Genomic DNA, 20,908 nt, shown 5'->3' with positions numbered 1-20,908 from the left:
CCTCAGCAATGCTCTTTTTTTATATCATCTAGTTACTTGTGCGTTTAGGTCCTTTTGACTCTGGCCACTCTTGACGTTCTCCTTTACTGTCTAATGGAAGAACAATCTTTTCTCTAGATACCAACTCTTTCTCCTCACTTGCTTTATAAGCCATGATAGCGATCAGAATAGCGTTGTTCTGTACATCGTCATAAACGATCTTGTCAGCTGTATCTCTGTTTGTATGCCAAGTATAGTTACCATATCCCCAGCTCAATGAGCTCATCATAAATCCAGGTATATCTTTACTTACAAATGAAACGTGATCTGAACCACCTCCTGAAGGCGATCCAGGGAAGTGAGTCTTAATCTCTTTCTTATATTTCTCAGGCACTGCGTATAACCAGTCTGTAATATATTGATAAGAGTTTAAGAACCCTTGTCCAGAGATATTAGCTACACGTCCTGTACCGTTATCTTGGTTGAATACTACTTGTATCTTATTGTGTAGTTCTGGGTGATCTGCTACGAAAGCACGAGACCCATTTAATCCTTGCTCTTCACTTCCCCAGTTACCGATTAGGATAGTACGTTTAGGATTAGGCAATACCGCTTTTAAGATACGAGCAGCCTCCATCATCGTGATGATACCTGTACCGTTATCCGTAGCACCTGTACCACCATCCCAGCTATCTAAGTGTGCAGATAAGATTACATACTCATCTCCTTTCTCTCCACCTTTAAGCTCAGCTATTGTGTTATATGTCTTCGTAGTACCAAGGTCTTTTGACTGTGCATTCACATGGATATGAGGTTTCTTACCATTCTCTGCTAATCGATATAGCATACCATAATCTTCTAATGCGATATCTATAGTAGGTACTTTTTTAGTCTCTGCCCCAAAGATTCTATTAGACCCCATAATACCTGTCCAGTATGACATTAGCACACCAGCAGCTCCTGCATCTTCTAATACTTTAGGCAATTCCTTAGCTGTATATCCTGTATTTTTGATACGAGTAGCCCACGCTTTCTCAGCTGCAGCTTTCTCTTCTTTCATTTTAGTATAAGACTCTTCAGTAGCAAAAGTTTGCCATTGGTAGTCTGGTCTTCCTGTAGGTTGGTGCATAGAGATCATGACATACTTCCCTTTTACAGAAGGTAACCATGCATTAAAGTCAGCCTGAGAAGCCACATCAGCTAATATCACTACTTCTCCGTCTACTCCTCCTTTTTTAGAAGCAGGACTCCATGCCAGTTGCATTCCCTCTAATGACTTAGTACGAGGTGAAGTCATCGTGATCTGTGTAGTACCACGCTCCCATGCCTTCCATGTTCCATACTCTTCATTACGCGCCTCAAAGCCCATAGAAGTGTACTGATCCTTCACCCAATTATGTGCTTGCATCATCTGTGGTGTCCCTACTAAGCGAGGTCCGATGACATCCATTAGTTCAAATGCATACTTCTTTAACTGAGAATTAGTAGTTCCTTCTTTTACGATAGCCTCTACTATAGGATCTTGTTTTTGTGCTAATACTAGCGCACTAGACAGTAAGGTCACCCCTAGTACACTATGTGCAATCGTCTTACTGATTACGTTTGTGATTTTCATATTGGTTAGTGTTTAGTTTAAGATGGGCAAATTACACATTTTAACCATACTTCTAAGACTAATAATCGCCTATTTCACCATAAACACTAGATTATACAATAAAATTCACAATAATTAGTTTCTATAAATACTCATCACATAATTTTAATCACTTTTCTTTACATAATTAGAGCTACGCTAATCATAATATTCATACGTAATCTCCTTCTCACTTACTAGCGCATCCCGTTCTACATACACTTCCTGCTTCGTAATATTCCCATAACTATCGTATCCCTTATTCATTACAATATATTTAGCATCCGTAGAGGTTAATACGTCTTTCTGTATATACCCATTCTGATATCCACTATTATCATACATAAACTTTGTCAATGAGTTTATCTGTACACTTTCTCCATTCTTTGCTATCATCTGCATAGAGCTTACCTTTCCTTCTTTATCTACTGCCCCTTTTATAGTATTACTCATAGAAGGAGTATTAGTATAAGATGTAACTACGGTATAGGCTGCAGGAGAAGACCACTTCTGTATCGCTTCACTTATCACAGCTCCTTCGTAGTCATATCCTTTTAATACGCGCTGTTGTCCATTATATGGTTCGTATTTAAGGATACCATTACTACTAAATTCTAACAACTCAGTATCTAACTCATTGTCTAGAGACTCCATCGATATCTTATATCCGTTCTCATCATACAGACTTATTCTCTGTGACACAACATTAGAATCAGACAGACGTATGACCTCTGTTACAGTCTTTACCCTTCCTCTAATTCCCTCTAACTTGGCATCACTATATGGTGTAGTACTCCCCTCTGACTTACACCCTACTAGCATCACTGCTAGCACCAACATTAACTGCTTCATCATTTCTTTTTCCTTTCGCTATTTTTTATTAATCGTAATATTCATACGTATAGACCTTATAATTATTTAACTCCCCAGATCGGTCAATACACTCTAACTTTAAGATATTCCCTTTGTCATCATAACCTGTTTCTACTAAATAAAATTCTTTTTTTTCTGAATTGGCAATATCATTAAACACATAACTAATAGGCTCATTCTTATCACCATAGCTATACACTACATTATAGTTACTATGAGGACTAAACTCACCTTCCTTATGACTCTTATATTTTAAAGATTCTACTTTGCCTTCCTTATTAAGTTTAACTATTAGTGTTCCATAGATAGGGGTGTATCCAAGATAAGTTCGTTCATGTATATACCTATCTTCTGCCTCCCATGTTATACTACCTTTAAAGATGTACTTACGATCTTTATTAAGCTTATTAACTTCTCTTTTATTTCCTATATATTCCTTATATACTATTATATTCTCTTGAGTTGATATAGAATTAACTTTATTATCATTAGAAGTAAAAGTACGATTCACACTCTCTAAACAATACCCTTCCTTACTATAAGTAATTACTGTTACCTCTACCTCATCAGAGCCTAGTTTATACCTCGAAATAGTACGAGATTTAACTTGTCCATTTAGATTCTCTAATCGCCAATCCGTAGGTGGGGTAACGTCCACCCCCTTATCACACGCCTGTAAAAACAATAGTATCAAAATCAATAGCACACATCTTTTCATATCGAATTTTATGTTAAAGATACGCTATTCCTTCATTATCTTATTCTAAAATTATTACGAAAAACGTTATCATCTTAATTTTTCTCTACCAAATCTCTTATCAAAATAAGCAGTCCTAACCTAGGTAAAACAAGAGATTAACAATAATATACCTCCTACTTCTATACCCCATCTTGAAAATGTACCTTTGCGCAGATTTTTAATTAAAAAATTTTTAAAACAATGAAAAACCTTAAAGGAATTCTATTCGCATTGATTTCTTCGGGTACATTTGGTTTGGTGCCTTTGTTCTCCTTACCATTGATACTGCCGAACTTGCGACCAGAAGGAGTGGCTGCTATAGGCATACCGACCATTCTATTTTATCGATTCTTATTTTCATCTGTGACTATGGGCGCAGTATGTTTGTACAAAAAAACAAGCTTAAAAATTTCTATTAAAGATCTAGCAGTCGTCTTTTTCTTGGCGTTATTGTATGCCGCAACAGCCAAATTCTTAGTCGATGCGTATGAGTATATAGATAGTGGTCTAGCCACTACTGTACACTTCTTATACCCTATATTCGTCAGTATCGTCATGATTATGTTCTATAAAGAGAAGAAGTCTATCGCACTCTTAGTAGCGTCTATACTATCACTAGTGGGAGTGGGTATGATGTGTATACACGGTGAGGCTTCACCTTCACTGATCACAGGATTAGTACTCTCTGCTCTGACGATATTCACCTATGGACTGTATATCGTAGGCTTAAATAAATCTAGAATATCAGAGATGAACTTTGATTCATTGACCTTCTATGTATTATTAATGGGGTGTTTAATCTTCTTATTCTACTGTCTTTTCACCACAGGAATACAGACGGTAACCCTTACGAGTGACTGGATTAATCTTATATTATTGGGAGTATTCGCTACCTTCATTTCTGACCTATGTCTAGTACTAGCAGTGAAGCACGCAGGTAGTACTGTCACCTCTATCTTAGGGTCTATGGAGCCAGTAGTAGCAGTACTAGTAGGTACCTTATTCTTTGCAGAGCACTTCGATTGGATGTCTGCTATAGGTCTACTATTCGTATTGGGTGCTGTAACCTTAGTTATTATCGCTAATCAGAAGAAATAGTAATTGGTTTACAGTTATCAGTTAACGGTTAACAGTCTTGCCCTATGGGCATAAGGTACTTAGATGATGTGACAAACTATGTATTGATATAATAAACTAAACAATTTCACACCTTCACAAAAAAAGATTTCACAAAAAAAGCCTGCTAGGTTGTCTAGCAGGCTTTTCTATTCTTGTCTATTAAGCTTCTCTTTCTAATACATCATCAAGACTCTCTTTGCGTACATCTACTAGCTTCATCTGCGGATAGACGAACAGTTGCTGTTTTGCATAAATATCTTTAATGATGGCTAAGCATTGTGCTTTATCAGCATACATCTGCGGATTGACTAATGTAGGAGGATTTAACACCTCTACTAAGATACGGTCTTCATCACAGTGAAACTGCATCGTGTGTGCACCTACTGTAATACCGACGAAGTTATCCACTAAATCTATCGTCTCTGAGAATATCTCGATACATTCTTCTAGTGTTAGCTCTAGATTCTCTTCAGATAGATTCTCATAATAATCTGTATAAAATACTGTAATCATACTGCGCTTTAATTGTTATAACACCTTCTAGACAACGCTATCTCAGTGGAAGTACAAAGGTATCGTTTTTTTCATTTTTTGCCTTATCCTCCTGAATCTTCTCTGTAATTAAAACTCAAATCTTCAAAATAACTCATCACCGTGTAAAGAGCCAATACATGAAGAATACGTGGAGTATAAAAGGATATTCCTTCGACAAACAATCTCTTAGCTCCACCATTCTCGGTGTATTGTCCCACTATTGTCGAACAATTTGCGATAAAACTCCATGAATACTGGCTTTAAGCTAGATATAGAACAATAGCAAACTCATACTTAAAACAAATAAATAGCTAAATATCAATCTATTAACAAAAAAACACTAATCAAAAAATATATACAGCTTTTTTCTATTAACTACCTAAAAACGTCAAAAAAAGGGATGTGCTTAAAAAAAACCAGTTCAAAACTGCTAAAAAGAGAGAAAAAACAGCTCTTAAATAGATAAAAACAAAAAAAGTACAGCTATTTATTTACCTGATACTTTCTTCTTAAGGGAGTTATGCGCGCTCCACACATACTGTTGTAAGAGATAAAAGAGGATACCTCCTATGATATAACAGCCTATATCATATAGATCTGCTGTATAACGAGAGGTGTGCTGAGGAAGGTAATATTCAAAGTAAAAAGCATAATACAAAACTACACTAGCGATCATCAGAGGAGATAACTGATAGGTACACCCTTTCCACAGGCGTAGAATAATTAATATTACTGCCATCGTAAGCGGAATAGATAGGATATCGTTGACATAATTATTAATAAAGGATGGTAACGCTACCTCCAGCCGCTGTGCTGTATAGATAGCTCCCCCCACTACTAGCATAGTGATAAAAGTCCAATGCTTCAATACACTCATGCTACTATCATCCCGATTAGCCAAGCTATAAACATAGTCACTGCCATCACAGTAAACCAAACGCCATAGACTAGCTTAAAAAACAAACGTACTAGCAGCCACGGATGCTTCGTCATACGGAGTAAAAACTTCTCTATAGCAGAAGGCTCTTCGGCTAATGCCTTAGCGATGCGTTCGCGTTCTAGGTGCTTGCGTTCTTCTTCACGTTGCTGTACCATATTCAATGCATGTCCACATGATATACAGTTATCTGTATCTACATTAAATGTTCCGCATTTAGAACAGCGAATATGTACTTGTCCTTTAGTCATAAATCAAAATAATCTTCTGTCTTCAAAACTACTATTTTATAGTACAATAAAAAAAGCCTTTACTCCAATAAGGAAATAAAGGCTTCTTCCGTTAATAAAAATATAGTTATTACTTTTGATCTACGTTATGTTGTCCATGAGCACCTCTTCTGTGTTCCATCACTTCTAGATTCTCATCTACGAAGTATGCACTACCGAATCCGTTCACATAAGAACCTTTAACTGGCTTAAAGTTAAACATGATGAAGTCTTCTAAGTTATCTAATACTTCTACTACCTTACCATGTCTTTCTCTTAAGTCAGCGATTGCTTTCTCGTATAATGGATTTTCTTTCTCGATTAACTCTGCTTGAGTATCTAAAGTTAAACGGTGTCTAGCATATAATTGTTTAGATACGCTCTCATCTTCTACAAACATGAATGATACTTGCTTGCGGTCACGTAAGTTCTTTGTATGTTTTGCCATAAAAGAAACTAATATCTGAAACTCATTTCCTACTCTAGAATAAGGAGCTGTACTTACTAATGGTGTTCCGTCCTCGCTGATAGTAGCCATCATTACTGACTTACACTCATTGATTAATTCTTCGATTTTAGGAGCTTTAGGCTTTACTTTATGCTGATCGAAATTTGGGTTTATTGTATCTGTACTCATCTCTTATAAATTTTAATGAAGCGAAGATAATAAATTATTTAAACTAAATAAGAATAAGAAAGTAGCTTTAACAACATTATACCATAAAGACACAAATAAATACACCAACTATCCGTACTAGGTTTAAATAAATCCCATAGAAGCGTGTGTATAAAAATAATTGTATTTTTATCGCCTAGTCAAGACAACAATGAAAAGAACACTTTTAATAGCACCACTATTATTACTATTAATGAATTGTGGTAGTTTTAATTCTACTACAAAGCGAAAAGGGAAAACATTTAAAACAACAGTATTAGACCATGCTGTAGAAAAAAGTTACTTACTAATCACAGAAACTTATGCAGATGGAAAATCAAATACCTTAAATAAAGATAAAGAGAATACAGAGACAGAAGTACGCAACTTCTTATTTACCTATGATGAATATGGTCAACTAGTCAATACGTATTCTAGTAATATCATCAATGGAAAAACGACTAACCCCTCTAACTTAGGAGTAGTACTAAATGATAAAAAACAATTGACAACCATATCACTAGATGAAGATACTGATAAGTTAAAAACTGTTTATAAAGACAATATCCTTCATCAAATCACACATTATGAACCAGAGTTTAAAGAGCTAGTCGTTAATACATTTACATATGATAAGCATCAGTTGCCTGTACATGCTCGATTAGGTAATGAAAGCAAACCTAATGAAGTCATCAATCTTGACTTCACGTATGACCTTAATCAAAATGTGCGTACCTATAAGAATCCTCTAGAAGTATTCTCTTTTAGGTATGATGATAAGCGATATATGCTAGAAGGGCAACCATATTACTATAATCCATTCTACTATATGTCTATAGACTGGCTGACCTTTACTACATATGCTCCTAAAAACAACATTGTGGAGTTCGAAGATGATGAACACATCACTACGATAGATTATACGTATAACACAGAGAACCTACCGATCACAGCTAGAGTTAAAAAAACATCCAAAACAAATGCTCAAGATAGTAGAGTGACATGTGAGTATGAATTTTATTATAAAGAACTAGAGGTAACCCGTCTAAAAAACAAGAAAAGAAAATAGACTAATAGCTTATTAATACTAGCTATCTAACCATATTATAACGCGATAAAACTAGCTATACTAAAATTAGAATTAGAAAATTGATGTAGTTATATGTTAAAACATTAACTTTATCTAAAAGTATAGATAGATATACTCAACCAAAAAGAGTGGCCTCTACTAGTCCAAAACGATTAGTACTATAAAGAGGTTTATACGATAGTGCTTGGCTTTTTGATTTTGGGTTCTTCTAGAAGAGTATACTTAAACCCTATATCTCAGTAATTAATAACCCTGAAAAGAAATGAGAAGAAATCTACTATTAATGTCATTATTATTCCTTCTTGGAAGTATGAATAGTTACTCTACAGAAAAGGTAAGTCCAAACGCACAAATAAAGAAGCTGACTGTAGTGAGCCAAGTTGTTGAGAAGAACTATGTCCCAGTAGATAGCTCAACCCTTATCGATAATGTGAATGTAGTAGATGGAATAACTTCTAGTACAGAGGTATCTATCACTAAATATGACTTTAATTATAATGATTTAGGTCAACTGACTTCCGTAGAATCTTACTTAGTAGAGAATGGAGCACCTACTAGTTCCTTCAATGCTACAATGGAGTTAGATGAGAATAATCTACTGCGCAAGGTCATCTATGGAGAGAATAAAATGAGCTTAGACCTAGTATATGACAACAAGATACTGCAGTACACAGAGTTTAAGGATTTATACTATGACGAGTCTAGAGTAAGTAAGATAGTCTATAATAGACTAGACTTGCCTGGTTCTATAGAGATATCTTCTAAGCCACAGTATTCTGATCCTGAAGTAACCGACTTTATCTATGATCCTAATAACAATCTAAAGTTAATCAACCTAGATAGCTATAAGACAATCTATACTTATGACCAAAAAAACTACCCATTTGCTTATTTGCCTTATGCTTATAATGTGTCAAACTACCTTAGTGCTAATGAACTGATGTATACTAATTATAGCCAACAAAACAATGTCGTTAAAATAGAGAATAGCGATCTTCTAACTACGATAGAGTACACTTATAATGCTCAAGACCTACCACTGACTGCTAAGGTAAAAACAGTAGTCAAGTCTATGCCTAACGAGCAACCTAGTATTTATGAATATGAATTCACTTATAGAGTAATAGAACTGATGTTATAACAAAAAAGGTTAGCCAATGGCTAACCTTTTTTGTTATTATAAATCTAACTGATAGATATAATCATCCATTACATATCCCTGTCCGATATCAAAAGTCTTAGACTCTATACACTTCATATTATTGCGGATATAGAAGTCTATAGCACGTTGGTTATTTTTATTCACAGTAAGATATACCGCAGTAGCTCCCTCTCGTTTAGCATACTCTACTACATGCTCAAACATAAATACCCCTAATCCCTTTACCTGCTTATATACATTAGAATATAGTTTAGAAAGGAATACTCTATTATCAGGCATTAGTTTATAATCTGTATATCCTAACAGTTCATCTCCTTGCATTAACAGTTCCCATTGATACCCATCTTTTAGTTCACCTAATATACGCTCATCACTATACATCATTGGTAGCATATAGTCTATCTGTTCTTGTCCGATAATATGAAGATAAGTATCCTCCCATATCTTCTCTGCCAAAGGAAGAATTAAGTGTATATTACTTTTATCTACTGGTATAAAAGTGGTTGTTTCTGCTAAGTTATTCATTGTTATAATTTTTTATAAGGCAACAAAAATATGATAAATGCACTGAATTCAAGCTTTCCATACAATAATTATCAATCACTTGACAATAACAATATTTTAAGTAATTTTGTTAAAAAAACTTAACTATGAAAAATAATTTAAGAATAATAGCACTATGCTTAGTAGGTATGTTTGCAGTAAGCTGTTCCTCTGATGACAATTCAATTACAAATAAAACAATAACTGAAGAAGAAATATCACTAATGTCTCCAGATAAAATACATAAAAAGATAACTGGAAAATGGGAACTCATAAAACTTACTGATGTCGAAACAGGAGAAAATATTACACTTACTGACACAGAAACGCCTTATGTTAATGAATCAGAAGAGTTCTATTCTACTCTTCATTTTACAGGTTCAAGTCTTCTTGTTTTTCAATTGCAATACGATAAACAAGTATACATTTATTGTCTAGAACAGAATAAACAAAATTCAAATGACGATGAAGTAAATAAATGTACATATGAAACTTATAGAGGAAAGTATTTAGTGAATTCTGGAGGATATATCAAAATAACATATGATGGAAGTGGATCACAGCATTACCATCCAAACAGAACAGTTAAAATTAAAGAGTTTTCCGAGAACACCCTTATCTTATACGTTGTTGATACAAAGATGCATGTTAATGCATTTGAAACATATCAACGATTAAAATAATACTGTGATTTAAGTTATAAAGTAAAAGGCGTTCTTTCGAACGCCTTTTACTTTATATCCTGATTAGATATTATCCTTTGTAGTTAGTCAAGAAGTCAACTAAAGTACGTACTCCACTTCCTGTACCACCATTCCCTTTATAATCTCTAGGAGCATCCATCCAAGCTGGACCTGCGATATCCATGTGTACATAAGGTGCTTTAGCGAAGTGCTCTAAGAACTTACCTGCTGTGATAGTACCTGCAAAACGCCCTCCGATATTCTTCATATCTGCTACGTTAGATTTCAACAAGTCTTTATAGTCATCCCAGAAAGGTAACTTAGCTAAACGCTCGTGTACGTTGTATCCTGATTTGATGATAGCATCGATAGTCTGCTCATCATTCCCCATAATACAAGATGCCATATCTCCAGCTACTACTAAAGCTGCACCTGTAAGTGTAGCTGCATCAATAATAACCTCTGGGTCATACTGAGTAGCATAAGCAATAGCATCTGCTAAGATCATACGTCCTTCAGCATCTGTGTTTAGCACCTCGATAGTCGTACCATCATACATAGTGATCACATCACCAGGAGCATAAGCATTTCCTCCAGGACGGTTATCTGTAGCAGGAACTAATCCGATAACGTGAACATTCACTTCATTTAAAGCTGCGGCATAAATAGTACCTGCCATACATGCTGCACCTCCCATATCACTCTTCATAGAGTCCATAGAACCTGCAGTTGGTTTTAAGCTTAAACCTCCTGTATCATACACTACTCCTTTACCTACTAATACGATAGGCTTTTTATTGATTGGATTAGCTGGTTTGTACTCCATAATAGTAAAAGTAGGTTGATCGATAGATCCTTTATTAACAGCTAATAAACCACCCATCTTTAAGTCTTCAATCTCTTTGCGACCTAATACTTTCACTGAGAAGTTAGCCTCTTTACCTAAAGCTTCTATTTCATTTGCTAGTTGAGTAGCATTTAAGAAGTTTACAGGTTCGTTTACCATTGTACGAGCCCAATACACAGCTTTTACAGTGTTGTTTAAATCACTGATTTGTTTAGCTGTGAAATCTCCTTTTACCTCAACACCTACTAAAGCGTACTTCATTTCTTCTGCTTCTTTGAAGTACTTTAAGAATTGGTAATTTGACAACATAAATCCTTCTACTAAAGCTAATGTAGAAGCACCATTACCAACGATAGTAAGGTTGTCAGCTTTTTTATCTAATTGTTTGCGAACGCTATTACCTGCCAAACGCATTTTTTCTAAGTTCTCATTCTCTTTTACGAAAAAGAAATACTGACTTCCTACTTTAGCAAAGTCCTCTTCTTTTTTTCCTTCTTCAAATGCTTTTACGAAATCATTTAAGAATGCAGGAACCTCAATAATTCCTTTGTTCTCACTACTTAAAACGAAAACAACGTTCCCGTTTTCTTTCATGTTATTTACTAGTTGTATCATCTTTGTCTTTTTATATTACTGCAAATATAACATTTTTAGACACAACTAAAAAAGAGCTTTTCTTAAAACTCTGCTATAATCTCCATGTATCCAAAAAAGATATTTTTGACGTTTTGAGACAAGTATTTATCGAATAACAACAAATATTCTTTGTTTTATAAAAAATAAAATATACTTTTGAATCACTATTAACCAACTAAATTACTAACGATGATAAAATTACTAATCCATTGGGCTATGCTTTTAGTAGCGTTATGCGAACGATTAATAAATGTATTATTCTAAACCTAGATTATGAAACTAAGGTTATTAACTATTCTATTTCTAATTATTTATGCCCTATCATTTACTTCCCATATAAAGGACTTTAATGAAGGCTTTAAAGATGGAAATAACTCTGCTTTACATGGAACTAAAATATATAGTCTTAAAGTAGAGATACCGAATAAAGAAGGTGAGGTTGTAATAAAACCTAATGCCAATACCTTTATTACAAAAGGAGAATCTACTGAAAAAGTAAAGATAGAAACCACAGATAAACACCCCAATTATTTAAGTATTCCTATAGGCATTCTAATGTTTGTATTCACATTACTAATACCTATAATGTTTATTATTCTGTATAAGTTCTTTAAGGATTTATACAAAGGGAGTATAGTAAACAACAATCAAATAAAGCGTTTGCGCTTTTTAGGTTATGCGCATCTAGCTTATGCAATAATCGAAAATATTCTTATATGGTGTAGTAATCTATACGATCAGAAAATTGCTGCATACTATAATCTTACACTTAGTAAGCAAGAATATAATTTTTCCTTATTCTTTATTCCCTTAATTTTGCTGATGATTGTAGAAGTATTGAAACAACATTTGCGTCTAAAAGAAGATGCAGATCTAACCATATAACCCCACGATATGCCAATAATAGTAAACCTTGATGTCATGATGGCTAAGCGAAAGATATCGCTTAATGAGTTGGCTGAGCGTGTAGGTATCACTGTGAGTAATCTATCCATACTCAAGACCAATAAGGCGAAAGCCATACGCTTTAGTACATTGGAGGCAATCTGTAAAGAGTTAGATTGTCAACCAGCTGATATACTAGAATATGTAAATGAAGACTGAGCACTGCTTGGTCTTTTTTATTCTTATAAACTAGCATTTCCCTGAACCACAACAATTAACCACCAAACAATAGGCACACTCTCTACCCAAAATAGCGTAAAGAATTTGGTGCGTTTAGGAGATGCATAATAAATAAAGAACAGCGTAAGAAGAACGATCAATAAGTTATTCCACGCTTGTATAGGCTGATAGCCCACCTTAAAAAATTCGATTACATAAAAAGGAATTAGTAACAATCCCAACAACCACTTGGTATTAGCTATTCCAAGCATTTGAGGTAAGGTCTTTAAATACTTGTCGTCGTATTGTAAATCAACAACTTCGAATATCCCGATTAGAATAAACACTAAAATAAAACGCTGTATAAACTTGATTACAATATCCCAACTGACTGGTATATCAGCATTCATCACCGGTACTATAAGCGTTACAGTAGCCCAACACAGACAGACAATATACACTTTAAGCCCTGCCAGGTTGCGCAGATTACTTCTATTGCTACTAATAGGTATGGCGTATAAAACTGACAACACCAATAAGCTCAAAGTGACCAACTGTGCCTTCCAATTCAACATAAAGAAAGCCATAGTACCTATAAGCAACGCGATAATACTTATCCCTATAATGACCTTTAACCGAAGCGTAAATGGAGTTTTATGTCTATAGACTACCTCTGCATACTTAATGAAATTATAAGAAAAAAGTGTTCCTGTAAAAGCCAAAACAGACACAGCTGCATCAAATGGAAGGTGACAGAAATAAAATGTCATTTGTACCAAAGCAAATACTGCTAAGGAAACGTGAACACTTCCGTTTAAATAAAGAGCAACTATTCTGTTTTTTAACAAATCCATATTAATTATCAATCTAACAAGCGCAATGCGTAATCACTTTTCAAAATTAATCGATATAAAGATACAATTGTCAGATTAATGGTTATTTTTGTGTGATTAAACACAACTTTTATTTATTGTCCAAATGAAAACAAACGCATTTGCATTAAGACACATTGGTCCTCGTCCTGAGGATATGGCAGAGATGCTTAAAACAGTGAAAGCTGATAGCATTGAACAATTAATCAACGAAACTTTTCCAGACGCAATCCGTCTTAAAGAAGACTTAAACCTTGCTCCTGCAATGACTGAGTATGAGTACTTATCTCACATTCAAGCATTAGGAAACAAAAATAAAATATTCCGTTCTTTCATTGGTTTAGGATATAATGAGGCAGTAGTTCCTGCTGCTATTATCCGTAACGTATTTGAAAACCCAGGATGGTATACAGCTTATACTCCTTACCAAGCTGAAGTAGCTCAAGGTCGTTTAGAAGCTTTATTAAACTTCCAAACTACTGTTATCGAGCTTTCTGGTATGGAGATTGCAAATGCTTCTCTATTAGATGAATCAACTGCAGCTGCTGAAGCTATGATCTTATTATTCGACGTAAGAACAAGAGATCAAAAGAAAAATAACGTAGTAAAATTCTTCGTTTCTGAAGAAATCTTACCACAGACTTTATCAGTATTACAGACTCGTGCTACTCCATTTGGTGTAGAGTTAGTAGTAGGTAACCACGAAGATTTTGACTTCTCAGAAGAATTCTTCGGTGCTATCTTACAATACCCTGGTAAACACGGTATCGTAGCTGACTATGCTGACTTTATCAACCAAGCAAAAGCAAAAGACATTAAAGTAGCTGTAGCTGCTGATATCATGTCTCTAGTATTATTAACACCTCCAGGAGAAATGGGTGCTGACGTAGTAGTAGGTACTACTCAACGTTTTGGTATTCCATTAGGATTCGGAGGTCCTCACGCTGCCTTCTTCGCTACTAAAGAAGAATATAAGCGTAGTATGCCAGGTCGTATCATCGGAGTATCTAAAGATGCTGATGGTAACTTCGCTCTACGTATGGCTCTACAAACTCGTGAGCAACACATCAAACGTGAGAAGGCTACTTCTAATATCTGTACTGCTCAAGTATTATTAGCTGTTATGGCTAGTTTCTACGCTGTTTACCACGGACCTAAAGGATTGACTAACATCGCTTCTTTAATCCATGCAAAAGCAGTAACTGTAGCTACTGAATTAGGTAAATTAGGTATTGAACAACTTAATGCTAACTTCTTTGATACAATCTTAGTGAAAGCGGATGCTGCTAAAGTGAAACCTATCGCTGAAGCTAATTCTATTAACTTTAACTATATCGATGCTAACACTATCTCTATTTCATTAAACGAGACTGTAGAATTAGCTGACATCAATGCTATTGTTAATGTATTCGCTCAAGCTACTGGTAAGACAGCTACAGAAGTAACTGCATTAAGCACTGAAATTAAATACCAAGATAAACTAAAACGTACTTCTAAGTTCTTAGAGCACGCTGCATTTAACAGCTACCACTCTGAGACTGAATTAATGCGTTATATCAAAAAATTAGAGCGTAAAGACTTAGCTCTTAACCACTCTATGATCTCTTTGGGGTCTTGTACAATGAAATTGAATGCTGCTGCTGAGATGTTACCATTGAGTAATGCACAGTGGAACAACGTTCACCCATTCGTACCTGCTGATCAAGCACAAGGATACTTAGAGATGCTACACGGATTAGAAGAGAAGTTAAATGTGATTACTGGTTTTGCTGGTACTACATTACAACCAAACTCTGGAGCTCAAGGAGAGTACGCTGGTCTTATGGCTATCCGTGCATACCACCACTCTAGAGGTGACTTCCAACGTGATATCGCACTTATTCCTGCTTCTGCACACGGTACTAACCCTGCTTCTGCTGCTATGGCTGGTATGAAAGTAGTCGTAACTAAAACTACACCTGAAGGGAATATCGACGTGGCTGACTTAAAAGCTAAAGCTGAACAATATAAAGATAACTTATCTTGTCTTATGGTGACTTACCCATCTACACATGGTGTATATGAGTCTGCTATCATGGAGATTACTCAAATCATCCACGATAACGGAGGACAAGTATATATGGATGGTGCTAATATGAATGCACAGGTAGCTATCACTAACCCTGCTAATATCGGGGCTGATGTATGTCACTTAAACTTACACAAGACTTTCGCTATTCCTCACGGAGGTGGTGGGCCTGGTGTAGGACCTATCTGTGTGGCTGAGCACTTAGTACCATTCTTACCTACTAACCCTATCGTTAAGGTAGGTGGAGAGAAAGGAATCACTGCTATCTCTGCTGCTCCTTACGGGTCTGCATTAGTATGTCTAATCTCTTACGGTTACATCGCTATGTTAGGAACTGAGGGTCTTAAGAAAGTAACACAACAAGCGATCTTAAATGCTAACTACATGAAATCTCGTTTAGAGGAGCACTACGCTATCCTTTATACAGGTGAGAAAGGACGTGCTGCACACGAGATGATCGTAGACGTACGTGAGTTTAAAGAAAAAGGTATCGAGGTAACAGATATCGCTAAACGTCTTATCGACTACGGTTTCCACGCTCCTACAGTTTCTTTCCCAGTAGCTGGTACATTAATGATCGAACCAACAGAAAGTGAGAGCAAAGAAGAACTTGATAGATTCTGTGATGCTATGGCTTCTATCCGTCAAGAAATTGAGAATGCAACTATCGAAAATCCTGTGAACGAGCTTAAGAATGCTCCTCACACATTAGCATTATTAACTGCTGATAACTGGGATCTTCCATACTCAAGACAGAAAGCGGCTTACCCACTTCCTTATGTAGCTGAAAACAAATTATGGCCTACTGTACGTCGTATTGACGATGCTTACGGTGACAGAAACTTAATTTGTTCTTGTGCTCCTATCGAAGTTTATATGGAGAACTAATCTTAACTGATTTATCTATACAGAAAACGCCATCATTACGATGGCGTTTTTTTATGCTCTACTATGTCCTTTTTGACCCAAGTTACTATGTCGTACTTCTATAGTTATCAACAATATTGTTAATAACTATAATTCATCTTATCCACATTATATACAGTGATAATCTTAACTTTAAAAAACAAACAAACCGCACTAATACAATAAGTTATAAAACAAATAGTAATTATAAAGAATAATCATCTTCTATAGTTATCAACATTTTCAATAACTAAACAACTCTTATTAACAGGGTTATCAACATAGTTACTAACAATGTTGTTAACTATAAACTATCGTATTCGAAGTAACCGCCTTGTTCTTTAATATGAGTGATCAGCTCTTTATATATACTATTATAACTAAGCACCTCAGCATTGCCTAAAATAATCATTTGCTCTTTTGCACGAGTCAGAGCCACATTTAACTTACGGTCTACTGACTGATCATCATTAAGACTCACTACCCCGTCTAACTGAAGTACTTCATTAATCGTAAACGAATAAATAATAATATCTCTCTGCCCTCCCTGAAAGCGCTCTACCGTATCTACTACTATATCTCCTGCATTTAGTATATCACTTCCTTCTAGCTTATTTTTAATCAGTGCTATCTGATTCTTAAACGGAGCTATAATTCCCACGCGTTTTGTCAAGTCTGTACTATCACCGTTTAGTAGATTAAGTTGCTCAATCTTCTGTAATAGACAGACAACAAAATCAGCTTCTTTCTCACTCGTTTTCTTCTGTTGTCCTGCATGGTGTTCTTCCACATTGACAAAGATCACTCTCCTCTGTGCCAATATTGCACTTAGTGGATCACTAGCTACAGGCTTTAAGTCTAACGGAGCTACTTGTCTCTCTAGATTACTTTTAGCTACTGTAGTTAAGTTCTCTAATGTATAAGCCTCTTTTAGTTTGCCTTCATAGAATGCTATATTAGGAAATGCTGCTATCTCTCTATGCATACGCCCTTGATATGTCAATGTATCATGTGCATAATCTAATTTATTCAGCTCACAGAAGTTATATAACCGTTCGAATAATGAATTGCGCCTATCTGCTAACCCGATCTGTTCTAGCAGAGGATTATTAGTCTTAGACAATGTATCACTCTGTACCACTATCGCCGGAAGCTGTTTGTGATCACCGATCATAATAAACCTTTTACACTTAGGCAATAACCCTATAATCTGAGGTTCTAATATCTGAGAAGCCTCATCTATGATAACTGTATCGAATTTCTTTAACTTGAACACATCATTCTTACTAGACATAGTAGCTACTGTAGACAGAAACACTCTATTATTACGTATAATATTAGACAGAACATTTCTAGTAAATCGCCTACCCGATTTCTCTAACGCCTCACTCTCACGTTTAATAATCGTGCTGACTAGATGATCAGCATATTTCTGACTACTAGATAACGGGCTACCTATACGCACAAACTTATCTATGGCAGATACATGCTCCAGCGCATCCGTCACCGCACCACATAGCTCATCCACAGCCTTATTAGTATAGGCTAGAAGTAGTATATTTTGATTGGTATTGGTATATAATTCTTCTACAAGCTCCTTAATAATATGAGAAGTCTTACCGGTACCAGGAGGTCCATTTAGTACAAAGTAATCTTCTACTGACAACGCATTGTTTAATATCCTATTCTGTTCTACAGAAAGAGTAGGCTTATAGTATCCGTAATTTATCCCTTGTCTAGGAGGTAGCACATTGAGGATTACTTCTCTCTTATTCTTAGGTGCGTTCATAAACGCAAATAGACTCTTATACATACTTGTAAAAGAAGAATCCATAGAGTCGCGTTCTAGCGCCCATAAGCGATATTGACTAAAATAGTTAATCCCTCTCTGCTTATGTCGAAACACTACTGTCACCGCTTCTTTGGTAATGCTCTGTATCGTACATTTAAATATCTGATGCTTCACAGCTGTATCAGTATCATGATCTCGAGGATATAACACACAGACATCTCCCTTTCTAAAGTTGACAAAGTCATCTACTAATGTACGCCTAAAGGTAATCTGCTTCTCTTCTTCGAAGATTTTATTCTCTATAATCTCTAGATCATATAAGATACTATACTTATCTTTTTTGACCTCAGCACTGTCTATCCATAAGCTTGCCAACCCATGACTCCCTTCATAGTCACTGGCTCCTAACTTACTAATGTATTGTTCTCTTGCGATAAAGCTGACAAAAGAATAGAAATAAGTACGCTCTAACTCTGAACACTTCTCTAGCACAGACGTAAACACATCTATCTGCTTATGGAGCATGTCCTTAAACTTGTTATTCAGATTAGGGTTACGCACTATATTCTCCCCTTTTACATAGTGGAGTAACAGCGCTACTTTATCGAGATCATCTGACTTTAAGATATGTTCATTCAGTACTATTCTATTTCTCAATTCACATATCGCCTGCACTCGACGAAGGTTGATCTGATCTTTACGAAGATTATTAGTTCTTGGTTTGCTATAAAAAATAAAGCCACTCAGATACTTCTCGTTTCCTATCTCTCGATAGGGTATATCATATACCACAGATAGCATGAGGTGATATAAATATAGCTGTACAGTGTGATTAGGTTTCACCCCTACCCCATCATCAGGATAGACCGTCCCACCAGACTTCAGCTCTACGATAGTTGTCTTTAGATTATCTTTCTTTATACTGTGAAGAAGGTCTAAACGCCCTTGTACCCCATAAATATTACATAGAAAACTTGGCTCTAAATTAATGTCTCCCTCATTCGTAATACCATAGTGTACGAACTCTTCTAGATATACTCTCTTGATCGTATTAAAATGAGTTTCACAGTCATATCGATATTGCTTAAACTGTTCTATATCTAAGATATCTGAACAAGCCGTATGCTCAAAAGGATAATTCTCAAAGTGATGAACAAAGACTGTATCAAAGTCTACTGTATGTGCATCCTCTGCTCCTACTAATTCATCCATGACAGCATTAGCAAAGTTACCGATGAGTAGATACTTATTATTAGGTATCTCATCGAACTTCGATTTTATAAAGCTCAATGAAGAAGTCCCATAGTCTTGAAAACACTCTGCTATAGCAGACACATCTATTAGATAATCTGGCTCTAGAATAAATATCTTCGGATGATATATCTGCTGATCATCTACCCCTACATTAATCAAATGTAGAGTAGCTCCCTTCCATATTTTCTCTATTGAGCTAAACGTAGCATTCACTCCTTCTTCATTAATCTGTACTCGTATAGGCAGTCCATCTTCAGCACTCTCTACATCACATAAGAGTAAATTATCCTTTATACTCAAGACATTAACCCTCAACTTATCAATGATCTGCTCAAACTCATTATGCTTCAAGGCTAATCTCTGAATAGGAAATGGGTAGTATGACCTATTCACATCAGGTACAGGCACCTGAAATACATAGGAGATAAAATCATTTACATCCATCCAGTAGGTCGCTAGATATAGCTCTAACTCTGCCGAATCATACTTAGTCAAGTCATTACTAATCATCCTAAAACTGTGAATGACACGGCTCGCATTATACTTATTACATATAAAGGATAGACGAGAGAATAGATTAGAAAGACTGATCACCTCATCCTTCACTACATACTTACATATTTTCTCCAGTAGATTTCTAAGCAAGCGATACTTAGCACGAGTAGTCAAGTCAGTATTATTGATAATATCTACTAATGAGGTAAAGTATAAGGAAGTATATTTATTATCAAGCATGTGCAGTATCCATTTTAAATGTCAAAGATAATCTAGATTTTACAGTTAGTAAAATATCCCACCTCTACATAAAAAAAGAATTGTCCTATTAACTAAGACAATTCTTCTTTAAAAACTTTAAATAACTTGTGAACTATAATTGTAACCTCTCAAGCAAATTTAAATTACAATATCCAATAAAACCATTCACTATTCAAAGCAAAAACAACTAATACATCAATAAATCAAATATTTAGCTGCATCACCTCTTATTACAACATAAGATACTGTATCTTTATCCTATAAATAGATTTCTTTACTGAAATCCTTTATTACTAAGTAAAACATCTGTTTATATAGTCAGAAAGTACAATCTTCTGTACCCCTCTATTTTCTACTAAGTCCACTTCAGTATCCTATCAGTTGACCCGTCCTAAAAAAACTGTACAGTTTTTAAAACATAAAAAGATGGGAAGAGAACCAAAAATCAAAGAGCGTT

19 protein-coding genes are annotated in these 20,908 nt (G+C 35.4%); 7 read left to right on the top strand and 12 right to left on the bottom strand.

The window, feature by feature from the left end; all coding sequences use genetic code 11:
- Positions 1-28: 28 nt before the first annotated feature.
- The 3 genes from HX049_RS10700 to HX049_RS10690 all read right to left on the bottom strand — a co-directional run bounded on the left by HX049_RS10700 (position 29) and on the right by HX049_RS10690 (position 3,203).
- Positions 29-1,594: a M20/M25/M40 family metallo-hydrolase gene (locus HX049_RS10700; protein WP_286415792.1), complete on the bottom strand. Its 1,566-nt coding sequence runs from the start codon at positions 1,592-1,594 to the stop codon at positions 29-31.
- Positions 1,595-1,771: 177 nt separating this feature from the next.
- Positions 1,772-2,467, bottom strand: coding sequence for a hypothetical protein (locus HX049_RS10695; protein WP_286415791.1), 696 nt, complete (start codon positions 2,465-2,467; stop codon positions 1,772-1,774).
- Between the two features lie 25 nt (positions 2,468-2,492).
- Positions 2,493-3,203, bottom strand: coding sequence for a hypothetical protein (locus tag HX049_RS10690; RefSeq protein ID WP_286415790.1), 711 nt, complete (start codon positions 3,201-3,203; stop codon positions 2,493-2,495).
- 222 nt (positions 3,204-3,425) lie between these two features.
- Between HX049_RS10690 and HX049_RS10685 the strand changes: the two genes are divergently transcribed.
- The gene (locus HX049_RS10685) at positions 3,426-4,322 is read left to right on the top strand and encodes a DMT family transporter (RefSeq protein ID WP_286415789.1); all 897 of its coding nucleotides are present in this window, start codon (positions 3,426-3,428) and stop codon (positions 4,320-4,322) included.
- 180 nt (positions 4,323-4,502) lie between these two features.
- Here HX049_RS10685 and HX049_RS10680 read toward each other — a convergent pair whose 3' ends face one another.
- The 5 genes from HX049_RS10680 to HX049_RS10660 all read right to left on the bottom strand — a co-directional run bounded on the left by HX049_RS10680 (position 4,503) and on the right by HX049_RS10660 (position 6,720).
- On the bottom strand, positions 4,503-4,856 hold the full coding sequence (locus tag HX049_RS10680) for a hypothetical protein (RefSeq protein WP_041894120.1): 354 nt from the start codon (positions 4,854-4,856) through the stop codon (positions 4,503-4,505).
- Between the two features lie 83 nt (positions 4,857-4,939).
- Positions 4,940-5,095 carry a hypothetical protein gene (locus HX049_RS10675; protein WP_165868438.1) on the bottom strand — a complete coding sequence of 52 codons (156 nt, stop codon included), beginning with the start codon at positions 5,093-5,095 and terminating at the stop codon, positions 4,940-4,942.
- 269 nt (positions 5,096-5,364) lie between these two features.
- The gene (locus tag HX049_RS10670) at positions 5,365-5,754 is read right to left on the bottom strand and encodes a hypothetical protein (RefSeq protein ID WP_286415788.1); all 390 of its coding nucleotides are present in this window, start codon (positions 5,752-5,754) and stop codon (positions 5,365-5,367) included.
- Positions 5,751-6,065, bottom strand: coding sequence for a hypothetical protein (locus tag HX049_RS10665; protein ID WP_006259545.1), 315 nt, complete (start codon positions 6,063-6,065; stop codon positions 5,751-5,753). Before HX049_RS10665 ends, HX049_RS10670 begins: the two co-directional genes overlap by 4 nt.
- 109 nt (positions 6,066-6,174) lie before the next feature.
- Positions 6,175-6,720 (bottom strand): HugZ family protein, encoded by a 546-nt coding sequence (locus HX049_RS10660; protein ID WP_006259546.1) that lies wholly within the window; start codon positions 6,718-6,720, stop codon positions 6,175-6,177.
- 190 nt (positions 6,721-6,910) lie between these two features.
- Here HX049_RS10660 and HX049_RS10655 point away from each other — a divergent pair, with 190 nt between their 5' ends.
- Entirely contained in the window at positions 6,911-7,807 is an 897-nt protein-coding gene (locus tag HX049_RS10655; protein WP_286415787.1) for a hypothetical protein, read from the top strand.
- Positions 7,808-8,090: 283 nt separating this feature from the next.
- Positions 8,091-8,969 carry a hypothetical protein gene (locus HX049_RS10650; protein WP_286415786.1) on the top strand — a complete coding sequence of 293 codons (879 nt, stop codon included), beginning with the start codon at positions 8,091-8,093 and terminating at the stop codon, positions 8,967-8,969.
- A 36-nt stretch (positions 8,970-9,005) separates the two neighbouring features.
- Here HX049_RS10650 and HX049_RS10645 read toward each other — a convergent pair whose 3' ends face one another.
- A complete protein-coding gene (locus HX049_RS10645) occupies positions 9,006-9,515 on the bottom strand; it encodes a GNAT family N-acetyltransferase (RefSeq protein WP_286415785.1) in 510 nt (169 codons plus the stop codon).
- A gap of 125 nt (positions 9,516-9,640) precedes the next feature.
- Between HX049_RS10645 and HX049_RS10640 the strand changes: the two genes are divergently transcribed.
- Positions 9,641-10,216 carry a hypothetical protein gene (locus HX049_RS10640; protein WP_286415784.1) on the top strand — a complete coding sequence of 192 codons (576 nt, stop codon included), beginning with the start codon at positions 9,641-9,643 and terminating at the stop codon, positions 10,214-10,216.
- 70 nt (positions 10,217-10,286) lie between these two features.
- On the opposite strand, the gene HX049_RS10635 is transcribed toward HX049_RS10640, so the two are convergent.
- On the bottom strand, positions 10,287-11,678 hold the full coding sequence (locus tag HX049_RS10635; RefSeq protein ID WP_286415783.1) for a leucyl aminopeptidase family protein: 1,392 nt from the start codon (positions 11,676-11,678) through the stop codon (positions 10,287-10,289).
- Between the two features lie 294 nt (positions 11,679-11,972).
- On the opposite strand from HX049_RS10635, the gene HX049_RS10630 reads away from it, so the two are divergent.
- Entirely contained in the window at positions 11,973-12,584 is a 612-nt protein-coding gene (locus HX049_RS10630) for a DUF2975 domain-containing protein (protein ID WP_286415782.1), read from the top strand.
- 9 nt (positions 12,585-12,593) lie between these two features.
- On the top strand, positions 12,594-12,803 hold the full coding sequence (locus HX049_RS10625) for a helix-turn-helix domain-containing protein (protein WP_006259555.1): 210 nt from the start codon (positions 12,594-12,596) through the stop codon (positions 12,801-12,803).
- 23 nt (positions 12,804-12,826) lie between these two features.
- Here HX049_RS10625 and HX049_RS10620 read toward each other — a convergent pair whose 3' ends face one another.
- A complete protein-coding gene (locus HX049_RS10620; protein ID WP_286415781.1) occupies positions 12,827-13,657 on the bottom strand; it encodes a hypothetical protein in 831 nt (276 codons plus the stop codon).
- Between the two features lie 124 nt (positions 13,658-13,781).
- On the opposite strand from HX049_RS10620, the gene gcvP reads away from it, so the two are divergent.
- Positions 13,782-16,631, top strand: coding sequence for an aminomethyl-transferring glycine dehydrogenase (gene gcvP / locus HX049_RS10615; RefSeq protein ID WP_283840422.1), 2,850 nt, complete (start codon positions 13,782-13,784; stop codon positions 16,629-16,631).
- 322 nt (positions 16,632-16,953) lie between these two features.
- Here the strand turns inward: gcvP and HX049_RS10610 are convergent, their stop codons facing one another.
- A complete protein-coding gene (locus HX049_RS10610; protein WP_286415780.1) occupies positions 16,954-20,430 on the bottom strand; it encodes an AAA domain-containing protein in 3,477 nt (1,158 codons plus the stop codon).
- Positions 20,431-20,908: the final 478 nt, after the last annotated feature.

It is taken from the genome of Myroides odoratimimus (assembly GCF_030326305.1).
Taxonomy (GTDB): Bacteria; Bacteroidota; Bacteroidia; order Flavobacteriales; family Flavobacteriaceae; genus Flavobacterium; species Flavobacterium odoratimimum_A.
This window is presented reverse-complemented; position numbering and strand designations above follow the sequence as displayed.

What these genes read in the sequence shown, in the direction of transcription:
- HX049_RS10700 (WP_286415792.1), bottom strand. Translation starts at nt 1,594, where the DNA reads ATGAAAATCACAAACGTAATCAGTAAGACGATTGCACATAGTGTACTA.
- HX049_RS10635 (WP_286415783.1), bottom strand. Translation starts at nt 11,678, where the DNA reads ATGATACAACTAGTAAATAACATGAAAGAAAACGGGAACGTTGTTTTC.
- HX049_RS10685 (WP_286415789.1), top strand. Translation starts at nt 3,426, where the DNA reads ATGAAAAACCTTAAAGGAATTCTATTCGCATTGATTTCTTCGGGTACA.
- HX049_RS10620 (WP_286415781.1), bottom strand. Translation starts at nt 13,657, where the DNA reads ATGGATTTGTTAAAAAACAGAATAGTTGCTCTTTATTTAAACGGAAGT.
- HX049_RS10610 (WP_286415780.1), bottom strand. Translation starts at nt 20,430, where the DNA reads ATGCTTGATAATAAATATACTTCCTTATACTTTACCTCATTAGTAGAT.
- HX049_RS10695 (WP_286415791.1), bottom strand. Translation starts at nt 2,467, where the DNA reads ATGATGAAGCAGTTAATGTTGGTGCTAGCAGTGATGCTAGTAGGGTGT.
- HX049_RS10690 (WP_286415790.1), bottom strand. Translation starts at nt 3,203, where the DNA reads ATGAAAAGATGTGTGCTATTGATTTTGATACTATTGTTTTTACAGGCG.
- HX049_RS10645 (WP_286415785.1), bottom strand. Translation starts at nt 9,515, where the DNA reads ATGAATAACTTAGCAGAAACAACCACTTTTATACCAGTAGATAAAAGT.
- HX049_RS10665 (WP_006259545.1), bottom strand. Translation starts at nt 6,065, where the DNA reads ATGACTAAAGGACAAGTACATATTCGCTGTTCTAAATGCGGAACATTT.
- HX049_RS10630 (WP_286415782.1), top strand. Translation starts at nt 11,973, where the DNA reads ATGAAACTAAGGTTATTAACTATTCTATTTCTAATTATTTATGCCCTA.
- HX049_RS10680 (WP_041894120.1), bottom strand. Translation starts at nt 4,856, where the DNA reads ATGATTACAGTATTTTATACAGATTATTATGAGAATCTATCTGAAGAG.
- HX049_RS10655 (WP_286415787.1), top strand. Translation starts at nt 6,911, where the DNA reads ATGAAAAGAACACTTTTAATAGCACCACTATTATTACTATTAATGAAT.
- HX049_RS10670 (WP_286415788.1), bottom strand. Translation starts at nt 5,754, where the DNA reads ATGAGTGTATTGAAGCATTGGACTTTTATCACTATGCTAGTAGTGGGG.
- HX049_RS10640 (WP_286415784.1), top strand. Translation starts at nt 9,641, where the DNA reads ATGAAAAATAATTTAAGAATAATAGCACTATGCTTAGTAGGTATGTTT.
- HX049_RS10650 (WP_286415786.1), top strand. Translation starts at nt 8,091, where the DNA reads ATGAGAAGAAATCTACTATTAATGTCATTATTATTCCTTCTTGGAAGT.
- HX049_RS10660 (WP_006259546.1), bottom strand. Translation starts at nt 6,720, where the DNA reads ATGAGTACAGATACAATAAACCCAAATTTCGATCAGCATAAAGTAAAG.
- gcvP (WP_283840422.1), top strand. Translation starts at nt 13,782, where the DNA reads ATGAAAACAAACGCATTTGCATTAAGACACATTGGTCCTCGTCCTGAG.
- HX049_RS10625 (WP_006259555.1), top strand. Translation starts at nt 12,594, where the DNA reads ATGCCAATAATAGTAAACCTTGATGTCATGATGGCTAAGCGAAAGATA.